This window comes from Paraburkholderia unamae (genome assembly GCF_003096875.1).
Lineage (GTDB): Bacteria > Pseudomonadota > Gammaproteobacteria > Burkholderiales > Burkholderiaceae > Paraburkholderia > Paraburkholderia unamae.
The window spans coordinates 235862-257890 of sequence record NZ_QEOB01000011.1 but is presented as its reverse complement, the minus strand read 5'-3'; the positions used below and the strand labels follow the sequence as shown (position 1 = coordinate 257890).

19 protein-coding genes are annotated in these 22029 nt (G+C 65.0%); 8 read left to right on the top strand and 11 right to left on the bottom strand.

What is annotated here, in order from left to right:
- Positions 1-36: 36 nt before the first annotated feature.
- From C7402_RS23635 to C7402_RS23620, 4 genes are all read right to left on the bottom strand, one after another.
- On the bottom strand, positions 37-501 hold the full coding sequence (locus C7402_RS23635) for an Lrp/AsnC family transcriptional regulator (protein WP_116612349.1): 465 nt from the start codon (positions 499-501) through the stop codon (positions 37-39).
- A gap of 148 nt (positions 502-649) precedes the next feature.
- Positions 650-1597 (bottom strand): DUF4880 domain-containing protein, encoded by a 948-nt coding sequence (locus C7402_RS23630; RefSeq protein ID WP_116612348.1) that lies wholly within the window; start codon positions 1595-1597, stop codon positions 650-652.
- A 232-nt stretch (positions 1598-1829) separates the two neighbouring features.
- On the bottom strand, positions 1830-2369 hold the full coding sequence (locus C7402_RS23625; RefSeq protein WP_244314913.1) for a sigma-70 family RNA polymerase sigma factor: 540 nt from the start codon (positions 2367-2369) through the stop codon (positions 1830-1832).
- A gap of 289 nt (positions 2370-2658) precedes the next feature.
- Entirely contained in the window at positions 2659-4077 is a 1419-nt protein-coding gene (locus C7402_RS23620) for an aldehyde dehydrogenase family protein (protein ID WP_116612346.1), read from the bottom strand.
- A 194-nt stretch (positions 4078-4271) separates the two neighbouring features.
- On the opposite strand from C7402_RS23620, the gene C7402_RS23615 reads away from it, so the two are divergent.
- The gene (locus C7402_RS23615; RefSeq protein WP_112174129.1) at positions 4272-4967 is read left to right on the top strand and encodes an SDR family NAD(P)-dependent oxidoreductase; all 696 of its coding nucleotides are present in this window, start codon (positions 4272-4274) and stop codon (positions 4965-4967) included.
- Between the two features lie 84 nt (positions 4968-5051).
- Here the strand turns inward: C7402_RS23615 and C7402_RS23610 are convergent, their stop codons facing one another.
- The 3 genes from C7402_RS23610 to C7402_RS23600 form a co-directional block, all read right to left on the bottom strand.
- Positions 5052-5741 carry a GntR family transcriptional regulator gene (locus C7402_RS23610; RefSeq protein WP_112174130.1) on the bottom strand — a complete coding sequence of 230 codons (690 nt, stop codon included), beginning with the start codon at positions 5739-5741 and terminating at the stop codon, positions 5052-5054.
- Positions 5742-5845: 104 nt separating this feature from the next.
- On the bottom strand, positions 5846-6844 hold the full coding sequence (locus tag C7402_RS23605; RefSeq protein ID WP_165841969.1) for a zinc-binding dehydrogenase: 999 nt from the start codon (positions 6842-6844) through the stop codon (positions 5846-5848).
- A 23-nt stretch (positions 6845-6867) separates the two neighbouring features.
- Complete coding sequence (locus C7402_RS23600) at positions 6868-8481, bottom strand: GMC family oxidoreductase (RefSeq protein ID WP_112174132.1); 1614 nt, start codon at positions 8479-8481, stop codon at positions 6868-6870.
- A 289-nt stretch (positions 8482-8770) separates the two neighbouring features.
- On the opposite strand from C7402_RS23600, the gene C7402_RS23595 reads away from it, so the two are divergent.
- The 4 genes from C7402_RS23595 to C7402_RS23580 all read left to right on the top strand — a co-directional run bounded on the left by C7402_RS23595 (position 8771) and on the right by C7402_RS23580 (position 13464).
- On the top strand, positions 8771-10264 hold the full coding sequence (locus C7402_RS23595) for a sugar ABC transporter ATP-binding protein (RefSeq protein WP_112174133.1): 1494 nt from the start codon (positions 8771-8773) through the stop codon (positions 10262-10264).
- Complete coding sequence (locus C7402_RS23590; RefSeq protein ID WP_116612344.1) at positions 10264-11280, top strand: ABC transporter permease; 1017 nt, start codon at positions 10264-10266, stop codon at positions 11278-11280. Before C7402_RS23595 ends, C7402_RS23590 begins: the two co-directional genes overlap by 1 nt.
- Before the next feature lie 86 nt (positions 11281-11366).
- On the top strand, positions 11367-12620 hold the full coding sequence (locus C7402_RS23585; RefSeq protein WP_116612343.1) for a sugar ABC transporter substrate-binding protein: 1254 nt from the start codon (positions 11367-11369) through the stop codon (positions 12618-12620).
- An 88-nt stretch (positions 12621-12708) separates the two neighbouring features.
- On the top strand, positions 12709-13464 hold the full coding sequence (locus C7402_RS23580) for an SDR family NAD(P)-dependent oxidoreductase (RefSeq protein WP_112174136.1): 756 nt from the start codon (positions 12709-12711) through the stop codon (positions 13462-13464).
- An 83-nt stretch (positions 13465-13547) separates the two neighbouring features.
- On the opposite strand, the gene gabD is transcribed toward C7402_RS23580, so the two are convergent.
- From gabD to C7402_RS23565, 3 genes are all read right to left on the bottom strand, one after another.
- Positions 13548-15029 carry an NADP-dependent succinate-semialdehyde dehydrogenase gene (gabD, locus tag C7402_RS23575; protein ID WP_116612342.1) on the bottom strand — a complete coding sequence of 494 codons (1482 nt, stop codon included), beginning with the start codon at positions 15027-15029 and terminating at the stop codon, positions 13548-13550.
- Between the two features lie 200 nt (positions 15030-15229).
- The gene (locus C7402_RS23570) at positions 15230-16216 is read right to left on the bottom strand and encodes a transketolase family protein (RefSeq protein ID WP_116612341.1); all 987 of its coding nucleotides are present in this window, start codon (positions 16214-16216) and stop codon (positions 15230-15232) included.
- A gap of 2 nt (positions 16217-16218) precedes the next feature.
- Positions 16219-17088 (bottom strand): transketolase, encoded by an 870-nt coding sequence (locus C7402_RS23565; protein WP_116612340.1) that lies wholly within the window; start codon positions 17086-17088, stop codon positions 16219-16221.
- 205 nt (positions 17089-17293) lie between these two features.
- On the opposite strand from C7402_RS23565, the gene C7402_RS23560 reads away from it, so the two are divergent.
- From C7402_RS23560 to C7402_RS23550, 3 genes are all read left to right on the top strand, one after another.
- Positions 17294-18124 carry a shikimate dehydrogenase family protein gene (locus tag C7402_RS23560; RefSeq protein WP_116612339.1) on the top strand — a complete coding sequence of 277 codons (831 nt, stop codon included), beginning with the start codon at positions 17294-17296 and terminating at the stop codon, positions 18122-18124.
- Between the two features lie 167 nt (positions 18125-18291).
- Positions 18292-19374 (top strand): glycerol dehydrogenase, encoded by a 1083-nt coding sequence (locus tag C7402_RS23555; RefSeq protein WP_112174141.1) that lies wholly within the window; start codon positions 18292-18294, stop codon positions 19372-19374.
- A 62-nt stretch (positions 19375-19436) separates the two neighbouring features.
- Entirely contained in the window at positions 19437-20741 is a 1305-nt protein-coding gene (locus tag C7402_RS23550; RefSeq protein ID WP_116612338.1) for an MFS transporter, read from the top strand.
- A 7-nt stretch (positions 20742-20748) separates the two neighbouring features.
- Here C7402_RS23550 and C7402_RS23545 read toward each other — a convergent pair whose 3' ends face one another.
- On the bottom strand, positions 20749-22023 hold the full coding sequence (locus C7402_RS23545) for an alpha-hydroxy acid oxidase (RefSeq protein ID WP_112174143.1): 1275 nt from the start codon (positions 22021-22023) through the stop codon (positions 20749-20751).
- Between the last annotated feature and the right edge of the window lie 6 nt (positions 22024-22029).

Here is a 22029-nt window from a genome sequence, read left to right as displayed (position 1 = left end):
TCGAGCCCGCCGTTGGAAATCCCGTTCCTCGCGCGCTCACAACACGTAATCGAGCGGCAGCATGGTCGTATGCTTGATGGTCTCCATGGAAAAACTGGAGCTGACGTCGAAGATATCGACCTCGCTGATCAGCCGCTTGTATACGCCGTCGTAGGCTTCGATATGCGGCACGACCACTTTGAGCATGTAGTCGATGTGCCCGCTCATGCGGTAGACCTCCACCACTTCGGGTATCGTCGCGACCACTTCGCAAAAGCGCCGCAGCCACGCGGCGGTATGCTGCGCGGTCTTGATCTCGACGAGAACGGTCACGCCCACGTTGAGCTTCTTCGCATCCAGGAGCACCACGCGGCGCGCAATCACGCCGTCCTGCTCGAGTTTCTGGATGCGTCTCCAGCACGGCGTGGTCGAAAGATTCACGCGGTCGGCCACCTCGGACACCGAGAGCGTGCTGTCCTGCTGGAGCACGGACAGAATGGCCTTGTCGATAGTGTCGAGCACAGTTCCTCCGCTCGGGTGCACGGTTAATGTCGAGCGTTTTGGTGCGCTCTTGATTACCTTGTGCAACGAGCGGCGAAAAGTGACACCGAAAAACGAAAAATTTTTGGGGCGGGACACGCGCACAGCGAGGCGCGCCGCCCCCGCCGTTTCAGGCTTGCGTGGCGACGGCGAGCACGTTGCCGTAGAGTTTCAGGGAAAACCCGAGGCTCTCGGCCAGTTGCTGGAGCGCGCCTTCCACGTCGTTGAGCGGGAAAACGCCGCTTACGCGGCGCGACAGCGCGGCCTGGGGAAAGCGGATATAGCCGCCGAAGTAACGGCCCAGCGTTTCCACCACATCCGGCACGGCGCGGTCGAGCACGACGAGCGTGCCGCGCGTCCACGAGAAAATGTCGGCCGACGTTTCGGGCATGCGCGCGATCTGCCCGGCCGAGAGCGACCACGCCGAGCCATCGGGCACGCGCAGGCGGCGCCCCTGATGGACGGTCAGAACCGCGTCGCCGCCTTGCACGGCCACGACGGTATGCAGGCGCAAGACGTCCACGCTCACGCGTGCGCGCTCCGCGCGGACCATGCCGTCGCGCGTCGTCACGACGAGCGGTTGATAGCCCCGGCGGCCCGCGTCGGTCGCGATCTGGCCCGCCGCCAGATAAATGTCGCCTTGCGCGCGCTCGCCCGCGTACACGCGCGCCGCCGCGCCGGCGGTCACCGGAATGTCGCCGTCGAGCGCGATTCTTTGCGGGGCCGCGTGGCCGTTGTGATAGTCCGCGTCGAGCGCCCAGGCCGAAACCAGTTGGCGCGTGCCTACCCCGGCGAGCACGGCGGCCGCCACGCCCGCACCGGCTTTCACCAGACGCCTGCGGTTGCGCGACGGTTCATCGAGCGCCTTGCGCACCGCCGCGCCCGACGTGCCCTGCAACGCACTCAGCCTGCCAAGACGCTGTTGCAGCCGCGTCCAGGCTTCTTCGTGCGCCGGATCGGCGTGTCGCCAGGCCGTGAAGGCGTCGCGCTCCTCCTGCGAAACCTCGCCCGAGCGCAGCCTCACTTCCCAGTCAATCGCTTCTTGCGCGGCGGGATCGAGTGCGGAAATGCCGTCCATAGGGGTCAATCGATTGAAGGCGAACAGGCTTGCGCCTGCGACAATACGGCTCGTTGCGAGCCCGCTTCTTTGCAGGCGACTTGCAGCAGGAGAATAGCATGCCACGCCAAAATTGCGCCGGGTGATCGGGAATGTGCAGCAACTGTGGCTGTTGTGAGCAGGCCTGCGATTTTAGTTTGGCATACGAATCAAAATTTCGCGCACTGGCAGGTGAGCACCGAGATGTAAGCCATCAACCGAGCGAATAACACCGGCTCAGGGCCTGAGCAATATACTTGCGCACCATGCTCGGCGACACGCCAAGTTTTCCGGCGATTTCGGCATAAGTGAGGCCGTCGACCTGGCTGTAGATAAACGCGCGCTTCGCATTCGGCGAAAGCCCGTTGAGCGCCTGATCCACCAGCAGCAGGGTCTGTGCGATCTCGGCAACGGCTTCGGCCGAGGCCGCTAGCGGTTCCTCGCCCGAAGCGAGCGACGCCAGATAGGCGCGCTCCAGATCGCGACGCCGCCACATTTCAAAGGTGAGCCGCTGCGCAATGACGCTCAGCCATGCGCGCGGATCGCGAACGCCGGGCGGATCGCTCACGCCCGCCAGTTCGACGAACGAGGACGAAGCGAGATCCTCCGCGTCCGCCTGCGAGCCTACGCGCCGTTGCAGCTTCGACTTCAGCCACGCGTAGCTCGCGCGAAACTCGTCGGCGAGCCACGCCGCACGAGAAGCGTCTGCCGCGGCGGGCGCCTCTTGCTGGCGCAGATCCGCCGGTGAATGCACGACCAAAGACCTATCCCTCATATCACCCCGCCTCCCGGCGGGACCTGAGTGGCTCGCTGCTCGCGCCCTCTTTCTGTCCGCCTCCCGAAGCGCCAGATTGGTTCGAATGTCCCGCTACAGCCGTCAATTCCCTTCGACGGCCAGCGTAAAACGGCGCGATCCGCATCTTATCCCGGCGAATCGGGCGGTCAAACCAACGCATTCAGATATCGATATGGCATAGGTACGAGGCGCGTGGCATCACGCAACGCGATAGCCACCCCGCCCCGCCTTCCATCACCCCGACGCATCAACCCGCGTTAATGACCTTCGTTTCCAGGTAATCCTCGAAGCCAAACGCGCCCCACTCGCGCCCGTTGCCCGACTGCTTGTAGCCGCCGAACGGCGCATCGAATGACTGGTCGGCGCCGTTCAGACTCACCATGCCCGCACGCAGGTCGCGCGCCACGGCTCGCGCGAGTTCGCCATCGCCCTGCACGTAGGCCGCGAGCCCGTACGGCGTGTCGTTGGCAATCGCGACCGCTTCGTCGAGGTTCCGGTACGGAATCATCGAGAGCACGGGCCCGAAGATTTCCTCGCGCGCGATACGCATGCCGTTATGCACATTGGCGAACACCGTCGGCTTCACGTAGTAGCCGCGTTCGAGACCGGCCGGCGCATCGAGACCGCCTGCGACGAGCGTGGCGCCTTCGTCGATGCCAACCTGAATGAGCGCGCGGACCTTCTCGAACTGCACGCGCGACGAGACCGGGCCGATATGGTTGCCTTGCTGCTCGGGACCCTCCACGCGAATGCTCTGCGCCACCTCACGCGCAATCTCGACGGCCTGAGCGTAATCGCGCTCGGGCACGAGCATGCGCGTCGGCGCGTTGCACGACTGTCCGCTGTTCGCCATGCAGTGGCGCACGCCGCGTTCCACGGCGCGGCGCAGGTCGGCCCCTTCGAGAATGATGTTCGGCGACTTGCCGCCCAGCTCCTGGGTCACGCGCTTGACCATTTGCGCGCCCACCGCGCCAATCGCGCTGCCCGCGCGCGTCGAACCCGTAAACGAAATCATGTCCACGTCGGGATGCGCCACGAGCGCCGCGCCGGCGGTCGCGCCGTCGCCGTTGATCATGTTGAACACGCCCGGCGGCAAGTCGAGCTCGTCGATCATCTCGGCCCACAACAGCGCGCTCAACGGCGTGACTTCGCTCGGCTTGAGCACCATGGTGCATCCCGTGGCGAGCGCAGGCACCACCTTGCACGCGATCTGGTTGACGGGCCAGTTCCACGGCGTGATCAAGGCGCACACGCCGATCGGCTCGCGCACCACCGTACCGCCGGATACGTCGTGCTGGAAGCGAAACTCGCGCAATGCCTTGATGCCCGCTTCGATGTGTCCTTGCCCGGTGCGCGCCTGGGCCGCCACGGCGAAATCGATCGGTGCACCCATCTCCTGCGAAATGGCGCGCGCCATCTCGTCGTAGCGCCGGTTGTAGATTTCCAGCAGCTTCACGAGCCAGCGCTCGCGCTGTTCGAACGTCGTGCGCGAATACACGCCGAAAGCGGCCTTCGCAGCGGCCACGGCGCGATCGACGTCTTGCGCGGACGCAGCGGCGATAGTCGCGAGGACCGACTCGTCCGCCGGATTTGCCACCTCGATCTGCGCATTCGACTCAGGTGTTTGCCATTTGCCCGCAATGTAGAACCGCTTCGCATTGGTCATTCGACTCTCCAGCTATTGAATTAAGAAGGGACGACCCATTCCCGGCGTCGTCACCATGATATATGATGCATCACCATAGACGTGCCCGGGATTTCCCTCAACGTCCCGATTCACTCGCATGCTTGTGCGTTCCTGCATCCAGGAATATGATGCATCATATATTTTCATCGATTTGACTCACAGGAGGAGAACTCATGACCAGGGTTGCTGTAGTAACGGGTGGCGGCACCGGCATCGGCCGCGCGATTGCCGAGGAGCTTTTGCAGGCGGGCTTGCGCCCGGTCTGCATGGGAAAGGACGCCGACGACGATCTCGATCCCGCCATCGAATTCCGCAAGGTGGACGTGACGTCGGCGGCCGAGGTTCGCGACGCTTTCGGCGACCTCGCCGAGATTGGCGTGCTCGTCAACGGCGCGGGCATCATCCTGCACGAGGGCGCGGAATTCGGCTCGGCGGGCTTTCGCAAAGTGGTCGACGTCAATCTGAACGCGTGCCAGCTCACAACCGAAGTCGCACTGGACAAACTGGCCGCCGCTCGCGGCTGCGTCGTCAATATCGCTTCGATGTGGAGCTTTTTCGGCTCGGCGCGCAATCCCGCCTACACGGCCAGCAAGGCCGGTGTCGTCGGTCTGACGCGTGCCCATGCGGCCGCCTTCGCCGAACGCGGCGTGCGCGTCAATGCGGTGGCGCCGGGCTGGATCGAAACGCGCCTGTCGGCCGGCGCGCTGCACAATCCCGAGCGCAGCGCGTCCATCCGCGCGCGCCTGCCGCTTGGCCGCTGGGGCCAGCCTGCGGACGTCGCCAGGGGCGTGAAGTTCCTCTGCTCGAAAGATGCGGATTACATCACCGGCATCGTGCTGCCCATCGACGGCGGATTCAGCATCGCGTGATGCGGCAGTGAAGCAACGCGGCGGCATTGCGCCGCCGCGTGCGTGCGCCCTCGCGGGAAAGGCGTGACGGTCGTGGCTTGCGGCTTACGTGGCGTCGGCTTCCGCGCGCTCGCGCTCGGCCATCCATTCGAGCAACACGCGCTGGCCCCATTCGATATCTTCCTGGATGGCCTGCGACGCCGCGAGTGCGTCGCCCTTGCGCAGCGCGGCCAGCACGCGGTAGTGGGGATGCGATCGGTTCGAGATCTCGCGCCGGGGCAGATGCGAATGGAACGTGTGCAGCAACGGCCCCATGCGCACCCACATGGTTTCCACGGTCGCGCTGAGCGTGGGCATCCGGGCCGCGGCCATCAGTTCGAAGTGGAAGTCGCGGTTGCGCTCCGCGGCCTCGGAAGGGCTCGCGGCAACGGCCTCGATGAACTCGTCATGCGTGAGGCTCAGATGGCGGATTTCCTTCTGCGTAATGCGCTGCGCGGCCTGCTCGGCGGCGGCGCCTTCCAGAAGGCGGCGCATGAGCTGGATCTCCGCGACGGTGTCGGGGTCGAGCACCGGCACCACGATCGAGGTGGCCGCCGTCATTTCCAGCGCCTGTTCGCTGACCAGACGGAAAATCGCCTCGCGCACCGGCGTGATGCTCGTGCCCAGCTTTTCGGCAAGGTCGTTGATGCGCAGCCGGTCACCGGGCGCATATTGACCGTTCATCAATCGGGAACGAATCTCTTCGTAAATACGTGACGAGAGATTGCTCTTTTCGACACGGGCGAGTGGCTTCATTCTGGCAATTTGGACGAAAACAGTTTGCATGCATCATACATCACGCCCGGCCGCCGCAACAGGCGGCGCCGGCCGTGCGCGGCGGATCGGCGCAGACTCGCCAATCAGTCCACGACGGCAACCGGCCGGCCCGGCGTGGTATGGGCTTTCAACGACTCCAGCGCTTGCGGCAGCCGCGCGAATGGCATCGGTTCGACGGGCAGCGGCGCGAGGGCGTGATGCAGCACGTCGGTGAGCAACCGCTCCCCCGCCTCGACCAGCGCGCGCCAATGCGCCGCCGAGCCATGCGCGTGCAGCGCATTGAGCGCCACTTCATGCAGCGAGATGGCCGTCGTGAAGGGCGCGACCGGAGGCGTCTCCATGCGGTCCTGGATGCACACCAGATGACCGTTCGCGGCCACGAAGCGTGCGAGCTGCGCGGCATGCTGGCCGCTCACCGTATCGAATACGACGTCGAAGGGCCGGCGCGACGACAAGGTGCTGCCTTCGCTGTCCGGCACGAGACAGGTCGATGCCCCGAGGCGCGCCATGCGCTCGAAATGCCGCCCGTTGCACATGGCGGCCACGCGCCAGCGCGAGCGCACGGCCAACTGGACCAGCAGCGTGCCGAGCGCCCCTCCCGCGCCCGTGATGAGCACTTCCAGGCCGGGTTGATGCGGCACTTTCTGCATGGCCTGCCAGGCCGTCAGCATGGGGCACGGCAGCGCCGCGGCCTCGGCGAAATTCAGGCCGGGCGGCAAGCGCATCAGCGCGCGCACCGGCACGGTCGTGTATTGCGCGAAACTGCCGTCACGCGTGAGCGATTGATGGTAGGCCACGCGCACGCCGAGCCATTCGCGCTGCACGCCGGGCCCCACCGCAACCACCTCCCCCGCGCCGTCGACGCCCGGCACATGCCCCGGCCGCCACGCCGGCGAGCCCCACTCGACGAACTTCCAGTCAACGGGATTCAAACCCACTGCGCGGTTGCGCACGAGCACCTCGCCGGGTCCCGGCGCGGGCTTCGCCGCTTGCCGCCAGGCGAGCGTTTGCGGCGCACCGGCGGTCTGCCAGGTCCAGGCGTCCATCGTGCCGGTCGAGTCCGTTGTATCGATCGTGTTCATGGTCACGCTATCTTCAGACATCGCTATACCACCGCTTCGAGCACGGCTCGACTCAGGGCTGTCTTGCCGAGCACGTAGTCGGCGCCCTTCTCGCCGATCATGATCGACGCGGCGTTCGTATTGCCCGAAATGAGATTCGGCATCACGGATGCATCGATCACGCGCAGCCCTTTCACGCCGCGCACGCGCAGTTCCGGGTCCACCACCGCCTGTGCGTCGATGCCCATCTTGCAGGTGCCAACTGGGTGATAAACGGTTTTCGCGCGCTTGCGAATGTAGTCCATGAGCGCGGCGTCGGTCGCAATCGATGCCCCCGGCAACGCCTCTTCGCCCGTATAGGCACGCAGCGCGGGTTGCGCGAGAATCTCGCGCGCTTTTTTCAGGCCCTCGACGGCCACGCGCCGGTCTTCGGCGTGCTGGAAATACTTCGGGTCGATGCGCAGCGCCGCGGCCGGGTCCGCGCCCCGCAGGCGAATTTCGCCGCGGCTTTGCGGGCGCAGCACGCATGGATTGATCGTCGCACCCGCGGACTTCACGCTGTCCTGGTCGAGGTCGAGGAACACGATCGGAACGAAATGCATCTGGATGTTGGGGCGCTCCTGCGGGTCGTCGACGTTGACGAACGCGCACGCTTCGGTCACGTTCGAAGTGACGGGGCCGCTCTTGAAGAGCAGATACTGCATGCCGTTCTTCAGCGTGTTGACGATGCTGTCCTGGCCGTAATAGCCGTAGTTGCCCGTGCAGTAGGAAACCGCGGGAAACTCGATATGGTCCTGCAAATTCGCGCCGACACCCGGCAGGTCTTGCACCGTCTGGATGCCATGGCGCGCGAGTTCCGCGGCGTCGCCAATGCCGGAGAGCATCAGCAGGCGCGGCGACTGCACGGCCCCACCCGAAAGAATCACTTCCTTGCACCCTTTCTCGCGCACGACCTGGCCGTTGCTCGTGTATTCCACGCCCACCGCCCGGCCCTGCTCGATCAGAATCCGGTCCACGCGCACGCCCGTGCGGATGGTCAGGCGGCCGCTCGCCTCGGCATTGCGCAGATACGCGACCGCCGCGCTGCAACGCTTGCTGTTGCGCGTCGTGATCTGGTTGAAGCCCACGCCGTTCTGGCGCACGCCGTTGAAGTCGTGCGTGAACGGAATGCCCGCCTGCTGGCCTGCGCGCACGAACGCCGTGGACAGTTCGCAGCGCTGCGTGAGGTCCGACACGCCGAGCGGTCCGCCCACGCCGTGATAGTGATCGTCCAGGCGCTCGTTGTCCTCCGCACGCTTGAAATACGGCAACACCTCCTCGTAAGACCATCCGGAATTGCCGAGGCGGCCCCATTCATCGTAGTCCTCGCGTTGGCCGCGGATATAGATGAGCGCATTCACGGAACTGCCTCCGCCGAGCACCCGCCCTTGCGGCACGATGCGCGGCCTGGCGTCGAGACCGGTTTGCGGTTCGGTTTCGTAGTGGTACAGAAGATCCGTCGAGAGCAGCCTCGTGAAACCGGCGGGGATATGCACGAGCGGATTCCTGTCACGCGGGCCCGCCTCCAGCAACAGAACCTTCGCACCGGCTTCGATCAGCCTCCCGGTCGCGGCGCTCCCCGCCGAACCGCCTCCGATCACGATGTAGTCGTACGTCAAAGATGTCTCCTGAGTCTGTTTCTAGTCGAGTGAACGGGGCGCGGCCGCGTTACGCACATGGGCTGCGGCGGCCCGGCATGGTTGCATGATATATGATGCATCTGCTTTGAACAACCGGTCGCACCGTTTCGGCGGCGCTCCGGCGTCCTGGGGCAAACACTCATCTCGCATGTCTCGGCGTTAGATATATGATGCATCATCCATTGCGACAAGACAGCAACACGATTCGACACACACAAAGGCGCTCGCGGGCGCTGCCGGGTCGCACAACAGGATTACCGAGGAGACGATGAGCAATCATTTGGTCATGCGCAACATCAGCAAGCACTTTGGCGGCGTGCAGGCGCTACGCAACGTCAGCCTGGAAGCGCACGGCGGCCAGGTACATGCGCTGATGGGCGAAAACGGTGCGGGCAAATCGACGCTCATGAAGATATTGGCCGGCGCGTACACGCCGGACGAAGGCGAAATATCGCTGGACGGCCAACGCCTCACGATCGACAGCCCGCACGCCGCGCAGGCGCACGGCATCAGCGTGATCCATCAGGAGTTCTCGCTTGCGAAGCACCTGTCCGTGGCCGAGAACATCTTCCTGCACGATCTCGGCGCGGGACGGACGATCATCAACTGGTCGAAGCTCAAGGCGCGCGCCCGCGAACAGCTCGATGCACTCGGCTTCGGCGAACTGGACGTGTCGCGGCCCGTTGCCACGCTGTCGGTCGCCGAGCAGCAGATCGTCGAGATATGCAAGGCGCTCTCACGCACTTCGCGCGTGCTCGTGTTCGACGAGCCCACGGCCGTGCTCACCGCACGCGAGACCACACGCCTCTTCGCCTTGCTCGAACGGCTCAAGCGCGACGGCGTGTGCATCATCTACATCTCGCATCGGCTCGAAGAAATTTTCCATCTGTGCGACAGCGCCACGGTGCTCAAGGACGGCGCCTTCGTGAGCACCGTGCGCATTGCCGACATCGACGAACACCGGCTCGTGCAGTTGATGGTGGGCCGGGAACTGGGCGATCTCTTTCCGGCGCGCGACGCGCGCATCGGCGAAACACGCCTCGACATACGCGACCTGTGCGCGGGCGAGCGCGTGCGCGACGTTTCGTTTCACGCTCGCGCGGGCGAGGTGCTGGGCTTTAGCGGGCTCGTCGGCGCGGGCCGCACGGAAACGATGCGCGCGATCTTCGGCGCGGATCGCCGGGACAGCGGCGAGATCCGCGTGGACGGCCGCCTGATCGCGCATCTGAAGCGCCCGCGCCACGGCATCGAAAGCGGCATCGGCATGCTGCCCGAGGACCGCAAGCAACAGGGCGTGCTGCTGAACATGCCGATACGCGTGAACGCGATGATGAAGCCGCGCAACACGCTCGCGCGCCTGCGCTGCGTTCTCGACCATCGCGCCGAACGCGCACAAACGCGCGAGCTCATCAAACGGTTGCGCGTGAAGGCGCGCGACACCGAAATCGACGTGTCCACGCTCTCGGGCGGCAACCAGCAGAAGGTCGCGCTGATGAAGTGGCTGTCGAACGGCTGCCGCGTGCTGATTCTCGACGAGCCCACTCGCGGCGTCGATATCGGCGCCAAGATCGAGATCTATCAGGTCATCAACGATCTCGCGCGCGCGGGCGTCGCCGTCATCGTCGTGTCCTCCGACATGCCGGAGATCATCGGCCTGTGTGACCGTGTGCTGGTCATGCGCGCGGGCCGCATTGCGGGCGAACTCAGCGGCCCCGCCATCAATGAAAAGTCGCTGATATCGCTGGCCATGGGAGTGAAGTAATGGAAGGAATCATGCAAACGCGGCGCGCGGAGGTTCCGCTGCTACGCGGTCTGGTGCGCTATAACGCGCTCATCATGCTGGTGGTGCTGTTCGTCGTATCGAGCATCATGTCACCGGCGTTTCTGAGCCAGGAGAACCTCTATAACCTGCTGCGCCAGATGACGCCCTTGCTGTTCGTGAGCCTCGGCATGCTGCTCGTCATCAACACGGGCGGCATCGATCTTTCGGTGGGATCGATTGCCGCGGCGGGCGGCCTGCTCGTCGCCATGCTGGTGCCCGTGATGCCGTTCGGCGGCGCGCCCGGCCTCCTGCTCGCGGTCGTGCTGGCCGTGCTGCTCGGCGCGATTTTCGGCGCGCTCAATGGCGCGCTCGTGACCGCCTTCGGGCTTGCGCCGTTCATCGTCACGCTCGCCATGATGACAATTGCGCGCGGCGTCACCTACATGATGTCGAACGGCCAGCCGACGATGCTGCCGCTCGACCTGCCGGCGGCGGACCTGCTCAACGAATTCGGCAGCGGCACGGTGCCTTTCCTCGGCGTGCCCTGGCCGGTCGTGCTCGGCGTAGTCGTCGCGCTGCTGTTCTACTTCCTGATGAACTACACCACCTTCGGGCGCATGGTCATCGCAACGGGCAGCAACGAAACGGCCGTGCGCCTCGCCGGTATCTCGGAGCGCGGCTACAAGTTCTGCGTCTATGTGATCTCCGGCGCGCTGAGCGCGGTCGCGGGCATCGTTTTCACGGCGCGCACCGGCGTGGGTACGCCGATCACCGGCGTGGGTACGCCGATCACCGGCGTCGGGCTCGAACTCGACGGCATCGCCACCTGCGTGATCGGCGGCGCATTGCTCTCGGGCGGCAAGGGCTCGGTTGCCAATACGGTGATCGGCGTGCTAGTGCTCGGCCTGATCGGCAACGTCATGAATCTTCTGAGCGTGCCGGTGTACCCGCAGCAGATCATCAAAGGCGTGATTATCGTGCTCGCCGTGCTCGTTCAACGCGTCGGCCAGCGCTGAGCCCTCATGCGTTACGGGGGGGCCGCCGCGCGGCTCGTCCCTGCCCTGCTTTCCTTTCGTCCAACAACACCCTCCAGGAGACTGATATGCGCGTTGCTCGCAGAGCACTCGCCGTCGCAACCATGCTGGCGTTCGGCATGACGGCCCCCATCTACAGCCAGGCCAAGGCCAAGATTTACACGCTGCTGCCGAACACCGCCTTGTCGGGCGTGGTCGATCCGGCGCTGCCCGATCGCACGGCGGTCCGCAAGGCGTGGCCGAAGCAGCCGGCCAATGCGAACCAGCTCAAGATCGGCTGGACCGATATCACGCTCGGCAATCCGTGGTTCGTCGAACTCATCAAGGGCGCGCGGCAAAGCTCGGCGAAATACGGCTATTCGATCGATGTGCAGGTCGCCGACGGCGATCTGCAACGCCAATGCGCGCAGATCGACAACTTCGTCACGCGCAAGATGGACGTGATCGTGGTCGATCCGACCGACACGCTCGGCGTCTCGGCTTGCATCAACCGCGCCGTCGATGCGGGTATTCCGGTCGTCACCGTCGGCACCACCCCCGATGCGAGCGCCCGCGTGCTGACCACACTGCTTGGCAATCCTTATGGAAGCGGCTTCGAAGTGGGTCAATACGTGGCGAAAACGGCGGGCAAGGACACGCCGATCGACGCGGCCGTCATCATCGGCGTGCTCGGCAATTCGACTTCGGAAAGCCGCATCAACGGTCTGATTGCAGGCATTGTGGACGAACGCATGCGCGAGCGCACGTCCAATGCCAGCCGCGAAGACGCCATGCTGCGCGGCTTCGAACTGTTCCAGACGCTGAAGAAGACCGGCAAGCTGAGCGCGCCCGATATCAACTTCAACGTGCTCGCGCTCGGCGTGGGCAAGTGGACCGAAGAAGGCAGCCTCGCGGCGACGGAGGACATTCTCTCTGCCAACGGCAGCAAGCTCAATTTCATTCTCTCCGAGAACGACTTCATGGGGCTCGGCGCATTGCGCGCGGTGCGCAACATGGGCAAGCAGGGCAAGATCCGCATTGCCGATGCGGCGGGCGGCTATCGCGGCGAACTCGACCAGATCAAGAAGGGCAATATTCTCGTGTCCGGCGAAAACTCCGGCGAGCAAACCGGCGTGGCCGCGATCGAATTCATTCACAACGCCTTCACGCACCGCGTCGACGCGAACAATCTGCCGATGGGCTCCGGCTTCCCGCCGGCGATCATCACGCAAAGCAACGTCGACCAGAAGATCGACCCCGATCCTAGCAACCTCTTCTACAAGTACACGATCCCGCCGGTCAAGTCGATTCCCGAACTTCGCGCGCAAGCCACGGGCAACTGATCGTTTCGCTTTCACCCCCCAACGCGACACAGGCACGCGCGCGGCGCTTTCGCCGCGCGCCCTCGCGTTTCCAGAGGAGATTCACTTCATGAGCTTCGACACCGAGAGCTTTCGCGCCGATCTGTTCGCCGGAAAGCACGTACTCGTTTCCGGCGCGACGAGCGGCATCGGTCTTGCCATCGCCCAGGCGTTTCACCGTCTCGGCGCGCATACTATCGCCACGGGCTCGTCCGCCACGAAGCTGGCCGCGCTGCGCGACGACGCGTCGCTGGCGGGCCTGCGTTTCGCAGCGCTTGACGTGCGCAACGAAAGCGAGATCGACACCTTTTTCAGCGGCCTTTCGCGCCTCGACGTGCTGGTCAACGCGGCGGGCGTGGCCCGCCCGCGCGACGAATATGCGGACGACGTGTTCGGCGCCGTAATCGACGTCAATCTGCGCAGCGTAATGCGGCTCTCGCAGGCGGCGCGAGCGCTGCTCGAACAATCGCGCGGTTCGATCGTCAATATCGCCTCCATGCTCAGCTACCTGGCCGACGCCGACGTGCCCGCCTACTGCGCGAGCAAGACCGGCGTGGTAGGCCTCACCCGCTCGCTCGCCCACGAATACGGCAAGCGCGGCGTACGCGTGAATGCGATCGCACCCGGTTACCATCGCACCGACATGACGCGGATATTCTGGGAGTCCGAGGCGTTGTCGCAGAAGATCGTGTCCCGCTCCGCGCTGGGGCGCTGGGGCGAAGCGGACGATCTCGCGGGCGCGACGGTGTTTCTCGCGTCGCCCGCCGCTGCGTTCGTGACTGGCGTGACGCTGCCAGTCGACGGCGGCTATGTGTCCGGCTTTTAGGCCATTGACTGGCGCTCTTTAAAGCCGTTCAAATAGAAATGGCCGCCTGCTGGCGGCCATTTCATCTTCTGCGCGCGCGGCGATCAGGCCATGCCGCCGAAGCACAGGTATTTGATCTCGAGGTAATCGTCGAGACCGTAACGCGAGCCCTCACGGCCCAGACCGCTCTCCTTCACGCCGCCGAACGGCGCGACTTCCGTGGACACGATGCCTTCGTTGATGCCGACCATGCCGTATTCGAGCGCCTCCGCCACGCGCCAAACGCGCGCGATGTCGCGTCCGTAGAAGTAGGAAGCAAGGCCGAACGGCGTGTCGTTGGCGAGCGCGATGGCCTCGGCTTCGGTCTTGAAGCGGAAGATCGGCGCAACGGGACCGAACGTCTCTTCGTCGAAGATGCGCATGTCGCGTGTGGCGTCGGCGAGAATGGTCGGCTCGAAGAAGCTTGCGCCCTGCACCGCGCGCTTGCCGCCCGCCACCACGCGCGCGCCCTTCGCGAGCGCATCCTGCACATGCTCTTCGACCTTGGCCACGGCGGCCGCGTCGATCAGCGGCCCGATCGTGACCTCTTCATCAAGACCGTTGCCGACCACGAGCTTGCCAACGGCCTGAGCGAGCCGTTCGACGAAGCGGTCATAAATGCCATCCTGCACGAGCAAACGATTCGCGCAAACGCAGGTCTGCCCGGCGTTGCGATACTTCGAAGCCATCGCGCCGCGCACCGCCGCGTCGATATCCGCGTCGTCGAACACGATAAACGGCGCGTTGCCGCCCAGTTCCATCGACGTCTTCTTGACGGTCGCGGCGCACTGCGCGAGCAGTTGCTTGCCGATCTCCGTCGAGCCGGTGAAAGAGAGTTTGCGCACGATCGGGTTCGAGGTCAGCTCCGCGCCAATCTGGTTCGCCTTGCCCGTGACGCACGAAATCACGCCGGGCGGAATGCCGACGCGCGCCGCGAGCACGCAAAGCGCCAGGGCGCTGAACGGCGTTTGACTCGCGGGCTTGAGCACTACCGTGCAGCCCGCCGCCAGCGCGGGCGCGAGCTTGCGCGTGAGCATCGCCGCCGGAAAATTCCACGGCGTGATGGCCGCGCACACGCCAATGGGCTGCTTGAGCACGACGATCCGTTTGTCCCCGCCCGGCGCCGGGATCGTGTCGCCGTATACGCGTTTGCCCTCTTCGGCGAACCACTCGATAAACGACGCCGCGTAGCCGATCTCACCACGGCTCTCGCTCAAGGGCTTGCCCTGTTCGAGCGTCATGATTTTCGCCAGATCCTCGCAATGTTCGAGCATCAGCTCGTACCATCGGCGCAGCAGCGCGGCGCGCTCTTTGGCCGTTTTCGCGCGCCAGTGCGGAAGCGCTTGCGCGGCCGCGTCGATCGCGCGGCGCGTTTCGGCCGTGCCCATTCGAGGGACCGTGCCAAGCAGCGCCCCCGTTGCCGGATTGAACACGTCAATGGTGGAACCGTCATCGGCGGCGAGCCACTCGCCACCGATCAGGCACGCGTCTCTCAACAGATCCGCATCGCGCAGATTCACACCGCGCCAGGTATCGCTATTCAACATCGCTACTCCCGTTTATCAAAGCTCGCGCGAAGCGGCGGCGTCCGAGCCCCGATGTCCGGGAAGTGGCTTCACGAGCCGCTTTCTCTTTGCGCCCCGTCGCGCGTCACACGATCAAGTCCGAATCGCCGCCCGCGAAGCGGCCTGCTTCATCGCGGGCGGCGCGTGCTTCAGGTTACTTTCGAGTCACCTTCAGGTCACCTTCAGGACACTTTGGCGAGCGCGGCCCGCGCCACCCGCGTAATGCCGGGACCGTCCAGCTCATAGTGCGCATACAGATGCGTGGGCGGCGCGATGAGGCTGTACTCGTCGTAAATCCCGTGGCGCATGAGCCGCACGCCCAGCCCCTCGTCGGCCAGCACTTCGGCCACCGCCGCGCCCAGGCCGCCGATCACGTTGTGCTCCTCGACCGTCACGAGCACCTTCGACTGGCGCGCCGCCGCGATAATGGCGTCGCGATCGAGCGGCTTGATGGTCGGCATGTCGATCACCCCCGCCGAAACGCCTTGCTGCTTGAGATTGGCGGCGGCTTCGAGCGCGCCGGCAACCGGCAACCCGCAGCCGATGATCGTCACGTCGCTGCCCACCGAATGCACGATGGCCCGACCGATCGTGAACTCGACGCCGTCCTCATAGACTTTCGGGTCGCGCCCGCGCCCGATGCGGAAATAGATCGGATCGGGCCACGTGGCCGAAGCGCGGATCGCGGCGGCGAGTTGCGCGCCGTCGGCGGGCGAAATGACGGTCAGGTTCGCAATCGCGCGCATCGTCGAGATGTCTTCCGTGGCGTGGTGCGAGGTGCCGTAGAAGCCGAGCGAAACGCCGGTATGGTGGCCGATCAGGCGCACCGGCAGCTTGCAGTAGGCGACGTCCATGCGGATCTGCTCGCAGCACAGCAGGCCGAGAAACGACGCGAAGGTCGCGACGAATGGCATGACGCCCGTCGTTGCCATGCCGGCGGCCGCCGAAACCATGTTCTGCTCCGAGATGCCGAACTGCACGTAGCGTTCGGGAAACTCGCTCGCGAACTTGTTCAAGCCATTGGAATATTGCAGATCGGCGGAGCCCGCCACGACGGGGTGGCCTTCGCGCGCGAGTTCGATGAGCGCATCGGACAGATAGTCGAGGCCGGGATTGCGCGCGTTCAGCGCACGGTACTGCCACGAATCGGGATTTTGCGGAGTCGACATGCTTAGATCACCTTGCTCTTGATTTCTTCAATTGCGCGTTGCGCGTCGTCGGGCGCGAGATAGCCCAGGTGCCAGCCCGGTTCGGTCTCCATGTACGACACGCCCTTGCCCTTGATCGTCTTCGCGATGATGCAAACCGGCTTGCTGCGCGCCGTGTCCGCCTTTACGCGGCGCAGGAGCGGCACCAGCGCGTTCAGGTCGTGGCCGTCCACCTCGTGCGTCTCCCAGCCGAAAGCACGCCATTTGTCTGCGAGCGACTCGATGCCGATCACGTCGTCAACCTTGCCGTCGAGCTGGTAGCCGTTGCGGTCGACGATCGCGATCAGATTCGAGAGCCGGTGGTGCGCGGCGAACAACGCGGCTTCCCAGACCTGCCCTTCCTGCATCTCCCCGTCACCGAGCAGCGTGAAGACCTTGAACGGGCTGCCGGCCATGTGGGCCGCCTTCGCCATGCCCGCGCCGTTCGACAACGCGTGGCCGATGGACCCCGAACTGAAATCGATGCCGGGCACCTTGGTCATGTCCGGGTGGTCGCCCAGCGGATTGCCCAGACGCGTGTAGCCGTCGAGCGTTTCGCGCTCGATGTAGCCATACTCGGCGAGGATCGGGAACAGGCCGACGGCCGCGTGGCCCTTGCCCATCGTGAAACGGTCGCGGTCCTTCCAGCGCGGATCGCCCGCGCGCAAGGACATCACGTCGTAGTAAAGCGCGGCAAAGATTTCCGCCGCTGAAAACACCGACGTGTAGTGCCCCGTCTTGGCGATTTCGATCAGACGAATCGTCTCGAGGCGGACGAATTGCGCTTTCTCGCGCAAATGCGCGAGCGTCTCCGAGGCGAGCGCGTGATCGCTCTCCTGCAATGCTGTCGACATAGAGTCTCCTGTTGATGCCTGAATGGAATGAGGCGGGAGGGGGCGCGAATCCGGGTCTCGCCCTCCACAAGACGTATGATGCATCATATATCTTTGTGAGACAACTGCCGGTTTGCATGCGATGCATCGGACCCCGCACCTGGACCTTGCGGCATCGCTCGATGATGATGCATCATATATCGATAATCATTCTGGAGAGACACCCATGCCCACCGCTCCGCCCGCTTCGCCCAAGGTCAACGGCGAAACGCAGGTCATCGTCCTGATGGCGTGGCCCGCCAGTCACGTCCGCACGCCGACATTCTTCAATGCCCTTTGCGCGCAGCGGGGCATCAACGCCATCATGGTTCCGTGGGCCGTGCGGCCCGAGCATTTGCAGGAGGCGTGGAACGGACTGCGGCACGTCGCCAATCTCGCGGGCGTCGTGCTGACCATTCCGCACAAGCAGACGGCGGCGCAACTGTGCGACCGGCTCGAAGGTGACGCATCGCTGCTAGGCGTCGTCAATACGGTCCGGCGCGATGCAGATGGCCTTTATACGGGCCGCATGTACGACGGTTCGGGTTTCGTCACGGGCATGCTGCGCGAGGGCATTGTGCTCGCGGGCAAACGGGTACTGCTGCTGGGCGCCGGCGGCGCGGCAACGGCGCTGGCCCTGGCGTTGGCACGCGAGGGCATTTCCCGGCTGACCATCGCCAACCGCAATCGCGAGAAGGCGCAGCACCTCGCCACGCTGGTTGCGCAAGCTGCGCCCGGCTGCGACGTGCGCCCCGGCAGCGACGATCCAGGCGACCACGACATCGTGATCAACGCGACCTCCCTCGGACTCAAACCCGATGACGCGCTGCCATGCGACACCTCGAAACTCATGCCCGCGATGGTCGCCGCGGAGGTCGTCATGCAACCCGCCACCACGCGGTTCCTGATGGAAGCCGAATTGCGCGGCGCACGCATTCATCGGGGCGAACACATGGTCACCTCGCAACTCGATCACTTTGTCGAATTCCTGCTGCCGGACGTGAACCGGCAAGGCTGAGGTCCGCCGCCTCCTGCTCGATGTTTCGCTAGGGCTCGCCTTCGAGCGGGCCTCGCTAACGTGACTCGCGACGGATCGAAAACCAGGCGGCGTGGTGCGTCCATTACAAAGATATATGATGCATCATGAAAAGAAACTCAAATATCCAACCCCATCATCAACATCCCATGACTGCACTCACTTTTGGCTCTCCGGGCCGATATATTCAGGGCGACGGCGTCGTCGGCGACATTGGCCAGTACATTCGCGCCTGCTCGCCGCGCGCGCTCATTCTTTGCGACAGCTTCGTGCGCGAGCAATTCGGCTCGCGCATCGTCGCGTCGTGCGCCGCACACGACGTCACGGCTCACTGGCTTGAATTCAGCGGAGAACTCACGCAGCGCAAAGTCGCCGAACTGGCGCAGGCGGCGCAATCATTCGACTTTGGCGTCGTGGTGGCGATCGGCGGCGGCAAGACGCTCGATGCGGGCAAGGCGCTCGTCGACGCGGCCGGTTGCGCGCTGATCACCGTGCCGACCATCGCGTCGAACGATTCCCCCACGTCGAAGAACTATGTTCTCTACGACGACGATCATCAACTCGCCGCCGTCAAGCATCTACCGCGCAGCGCCGCTTACGTCGTGGTCGATACCGCGCTGATCGCGCAAGCGCCCACGCATTTTCTGCTGGCCGGTATTGGCGACGCGATCAGCAAATACTTCGAGGCCGAGCAGTGCCTGCAAAGCGGCGGCAAGAACATGTTCGCGGCACGCCCGTCGTTTTCCGCCTACGTGCTCGCGCGCGAATGCTTTTCGATCATTCGTTCCGACGCCGCGCCGGTGCTGGACGACCTCAAGCTCGGCCGCACGCATCCGGCGTTCGACCGCCTCATCGAAGCGGTGATCCTGATGAGCGGCCTTGGCTTCGAGAGCGGCGGGCTCTCGATCGCGCATTCGATGACACGCGGCCTCTCCCGGCTTGCCGGGGCCGCGCATGCACCGCACGGCTTGCAGGTGGCCTATGCGCTACTCGTGCAATTGCACCTCGAACACCGCGCGCCCGACTTCATGCGCGACATGATCCGCCTGTATGAACGCCTCGGCCTGCCGACCCGCTTGAGCGATCTGGGCGCTAGCGGCGCGACGCGCGAGCACTACGAGACGGTCGCGCGCCTCACGTTGGAAGCCCCCTATGCGGGCAACTTTGAACATTCGCTGAGCATCGCGGACATCGTCTCGGCGATGGAGAAGGTCGAACGCGCCGCTGCCTGAGTCATTTACCCGAGTGAATCGCGGTGCGAACACCGCGCCCGCAAGACAATATTGGAGACGTTGTGGCTTACCTTTCTGAAACCTCTTCCTCGTCCGTCACCGCGGACACCGCGCCGCCGCCCTCGCACTGGCGGTCCCTGATCGCGTCCAGCCTCGGCAATCTGCTCGAATGGTTCGACTGGACCGTCTATACGGTCGCATCGGTCTATATCGCGGGCGCGCTGTTCGACAACACCAACAAAACGTCGTCGCTGCTCGGCACGCTCGCCGTGTTCGCCGCGGGCTTCTTCGCACGACCGCTCGGCGGCATCGTGTTCGGCGCGGTGGCGAACCGGCTCGGGCGGCGCGCGGTGCTCCTGAGCACCATGCTGCTCATGGCGTTTGCGAGCCTGCTGATCGCGGTCATTCCTTCATATGGCGCGATCGGCAGCTGGGCCTCGGCCGCGTTGCTCGCCGCGAGGCTCGTGCAGGGCGCGGCGCACGGCGGCGAAACCACCGCTTCCTATGCCTATGTTGCCGAGATCGCGCCGCCGGCGCGGCGTGGCTTGTGGTCGAGCGCGGTGTTCATTTCCGTTGGCGCGGGCTCGCTGATCGCGACCTTCTTCCTCGCGGCGCTCACGGCTTTTCTCTCCACGGACGCCATGCAGCAATGGGGTTGGCGCGTGCCCTTCGCGGCAGGCGGGTTCCTCGCGATATTCGCGCTGTGGCTGCGCCGCAATATGGTCGAGAGCATCCACGAGGACAGCGCGGCCCAGCTGCGTCACGCCCCATGGCCGCGCACCAAGCTCCTGCGCGAAGGCTTGAAACTCTTCATCTATGAGGCGGGCTCGACGCTCACTTACTATACGTGGGTCACATCGGCGGCCATCTACGCGATCAGCGCGAAGCACATGGATGCACATGACGCATTCACGATGAGCTGCATTGCCCAGGTGATCTATCTGATCGCGCTGCCGCTCATCGGACGGCTCTCCGATTTCACCGGACGCAAGATCACGACGCTCATTTCGCTGCTCGGCATCTCGGTCACCATCTTTCCGCTGTGGAACCTGATCTCCAGCGCGCCGTGGACCTTGCTCGTCACGCAGTCCGTCGGCCTCGTGCTCGTTGCGTTCATCACGGGCAGCAAGCCCGCCGCCATATCGGAACAGGTGCCCACACGCTATCGCACGCGCCTCTTCGGCTTTTTCATTTCGCTCGCGGTGGCGTTCTTCGGCGGCACGGCCTCCTATCTCAACGCGTGGCTGTATTCGATCGACAAGGGTCAGCTATTCAATGTCTATCTGATCGTGGTGGCGGTCATCGCGAGTTGCGCCGTGTTGACGTGGAAGAACAACACCGGCGTGCCGCTCGACGACATCGAGTGATCGACGCTCATCGCCGCCCGGCCGCATGGCGCGAAAGGTCGTCAAGCGCCGTGCGCCGTCGCAGGTTGTGCGCACCCAGCTCGCCGGGCCGGTTCACGCCGAGCAGCGCCATATTGCGCATCATCTCGGCGGCGAGAATCGCGAACGCGTGCACGATGCCCGCCTGCCCCGCCACCGCGCCCGCATAGTTGAACGGCCGCCCGACGAACACGGCCCGTGCGCCCAGCGCGAGCGCCATCAGCACGTCGCCGCCGCGCCGGAAGCCGCTGTCGATCATCACGGGGCAATCGGCGTCGACGGCGGCCACCACGGCAGGCAGCGCGCGCAACGGCGCAATCGACCCGTCGAGCTGACGCCCGCCATGATTCGACACGATCAGCCCGTCGGCCCCGAGTTCGCGCGCGCGGCGGGCGTCGTCGGGGTCGAGTATGCCCTTGACGACGAGCGTGCCCTGCCACTGCCGCCGGATCAGGCGCAGATGCTCCCAGCTCAGATGGTCGCGCGCGCCAAAGTCGCGCAGCACGTTCGACGAGAGAATCGGCGCGCCGCGCTCCGTGCGCGAGTTCTCGAAGTGCGGCATGCCGTGCCGCCACAACGTGCGCAACGCCGTGCCGAACAGCCAGCGAAGATGCGTCGCGCCGTCCCACGCGAGCCGCAGCGTGGGACGCAACGGCGTGGAGAATCCCGCGCGCAGGTTGTTCTCGCGGTTGCCCGACACCGGCACATCGGCGGTCAGCACCAGCGTGCGAAAGCCCGCGTTCGCCACGCGTTCGAGCAGCGCCGAAATCTTGTCGGGCTCGCCGGGCACGTACATCTGGAACCACGCGTCGGGATTGGCCGCGCAAACCTCTTCCATGCGAATGAGCGACGAGCCGCTCATGATCGTCGGCACGTTGGCGAGCGCCGCCGCCTGCGCCTGGATCAGGTCGCCCCGGTATGCCGACAGCGCGCTGATGCCCATGGGCGCGACGCCGAACGGCGCGGCGTAAGTGTGGCCGAACAGCGAGGTCTCCAGCGTGCGCTTCGACGTATCGACGAGCACGCGCGGCACCCAGTCGTAGTCCTCGAACGCGCGGCGATTTTCGCTGAGCGACCGATCGGTCTCGCAGCCGCCGCTCACGTAGGCAAAGATCGGCCCCGGCAGGTGGCGGCGCGCCGCCGCCTCGAAATCGGCGAGCGCGAGCACGCGAGCAAGGCGGCGCGGAATGTGCCGCGACGCAGCGGTGCGGGGCGCGGTGTGATTGGCGAGCGGATAGTCGCGCAGGTTGAAGGTGTCTGACATGATCGC

Bases quoted from the DNA above. Each gene is read 5' to 3' on its own strand.
- C7402_RS23620 (WP_116612346.1), bottom strand. From the start codon at position 4,077: ATGACCAATGCGAAGCGGTTCTACATTGCGGGCAAATGGCAAACACCT.
- C7402_RS23585 (WP_116612343.1), top strand. From the start codon at position 11,367: ATGCGCGTTGCTCGCAGAGCACTCGCCGTCGCAACCATGCTGGCGTTC.
- C7402_RS23605 (WP_165841969.1), bottom strand. From the start codon at position 6,844: ATGAACACGATCGATACAACGGACTCGACCGGCACGATGGACGCCTGG.
- C7402_RS23565 (WP_116612340.1), bottom strand. From the start codon at position 17,088: ATGTCGACAGCATTGCAGGAGAGCGATCACGCGCTCGCCTCGGAGACG.
- C7402_RS23580 (WP_112174136.1), top strand. From the start codon at position 12,709: ATGAGCTTCGACACCGAGAGCTTTCGCGCCGATCTGTTCGCCGGAAAG.
- C7402_RS23545 (WP_112174143.1), bottom strand. From the start codon at position 22,023: ATGTCAGACACCTTCAACCTGCGCGACTATCCGCTCGCCAATCACACC.
- C7402_RS23615 (WP_112174129.1), top strand. From the start codon at position 4,272: ATGACCAGGGTTGCTGTAGTAACGGGTGGCGGCACCGGCATCGGCCGC.
- C7402_RS23555 (WP_112174141.1), top strand. From the start codon at position 18,292: ATGACTGCACTCACTTTTGGCTCTCCGGGCCGATATATTCAGGGCGAC.
- C7402_RS23560 (WP_116612339.1), top strand. From the start codon at position 17,294: ATGCCCACCGCTCCGCCCGCTTCGCCCAAGGTCAACGGCGAAACGCAG.
- C7402_RS23590 (WP_116612344.1), top strand. From the start codon at position 10,264: ATGGAAGGAATCATGCAAACGCGGCGCGCGGAGGTTCCGCTGCTACGC.
- gabD (WP_116612342.1), bottom strand. From the start codon at position 15,029: ATGTTGAATAGCGATACCTGGCGCGGTGTGAATCTGCGCGATGCGGAT.
- C7402_RS23595 (WP_112174133.1), top strand. From the start codon at position 8,771: ATGAGCAATCATTTGGTCATGCGCAACATCAGCAAGCACTTTGGCGGC.
- C7402_RS23570 (WP_116612341.1), bottom strand. From the start codon at position 16,216: ATGTCGACTCCGCAAAATCCCGATTCGTGGCAGTACCGTGCGCTGAAC.
- C7402_RS23630 (WP_116612348.1), bottom strand. From the start codon at position 1,597: ATGGACGGCATTTCCGCACTCGATCCCGCCGCGCAAGAAGCGATTGAC.
- C7402_RS23610 (WP_112174130.1), bottom strand. From the start codon at position 5,741: ATGAAGCCACTCGCCCGTGTCGAAAAGAGCAATCTCTCGTCACGTATT.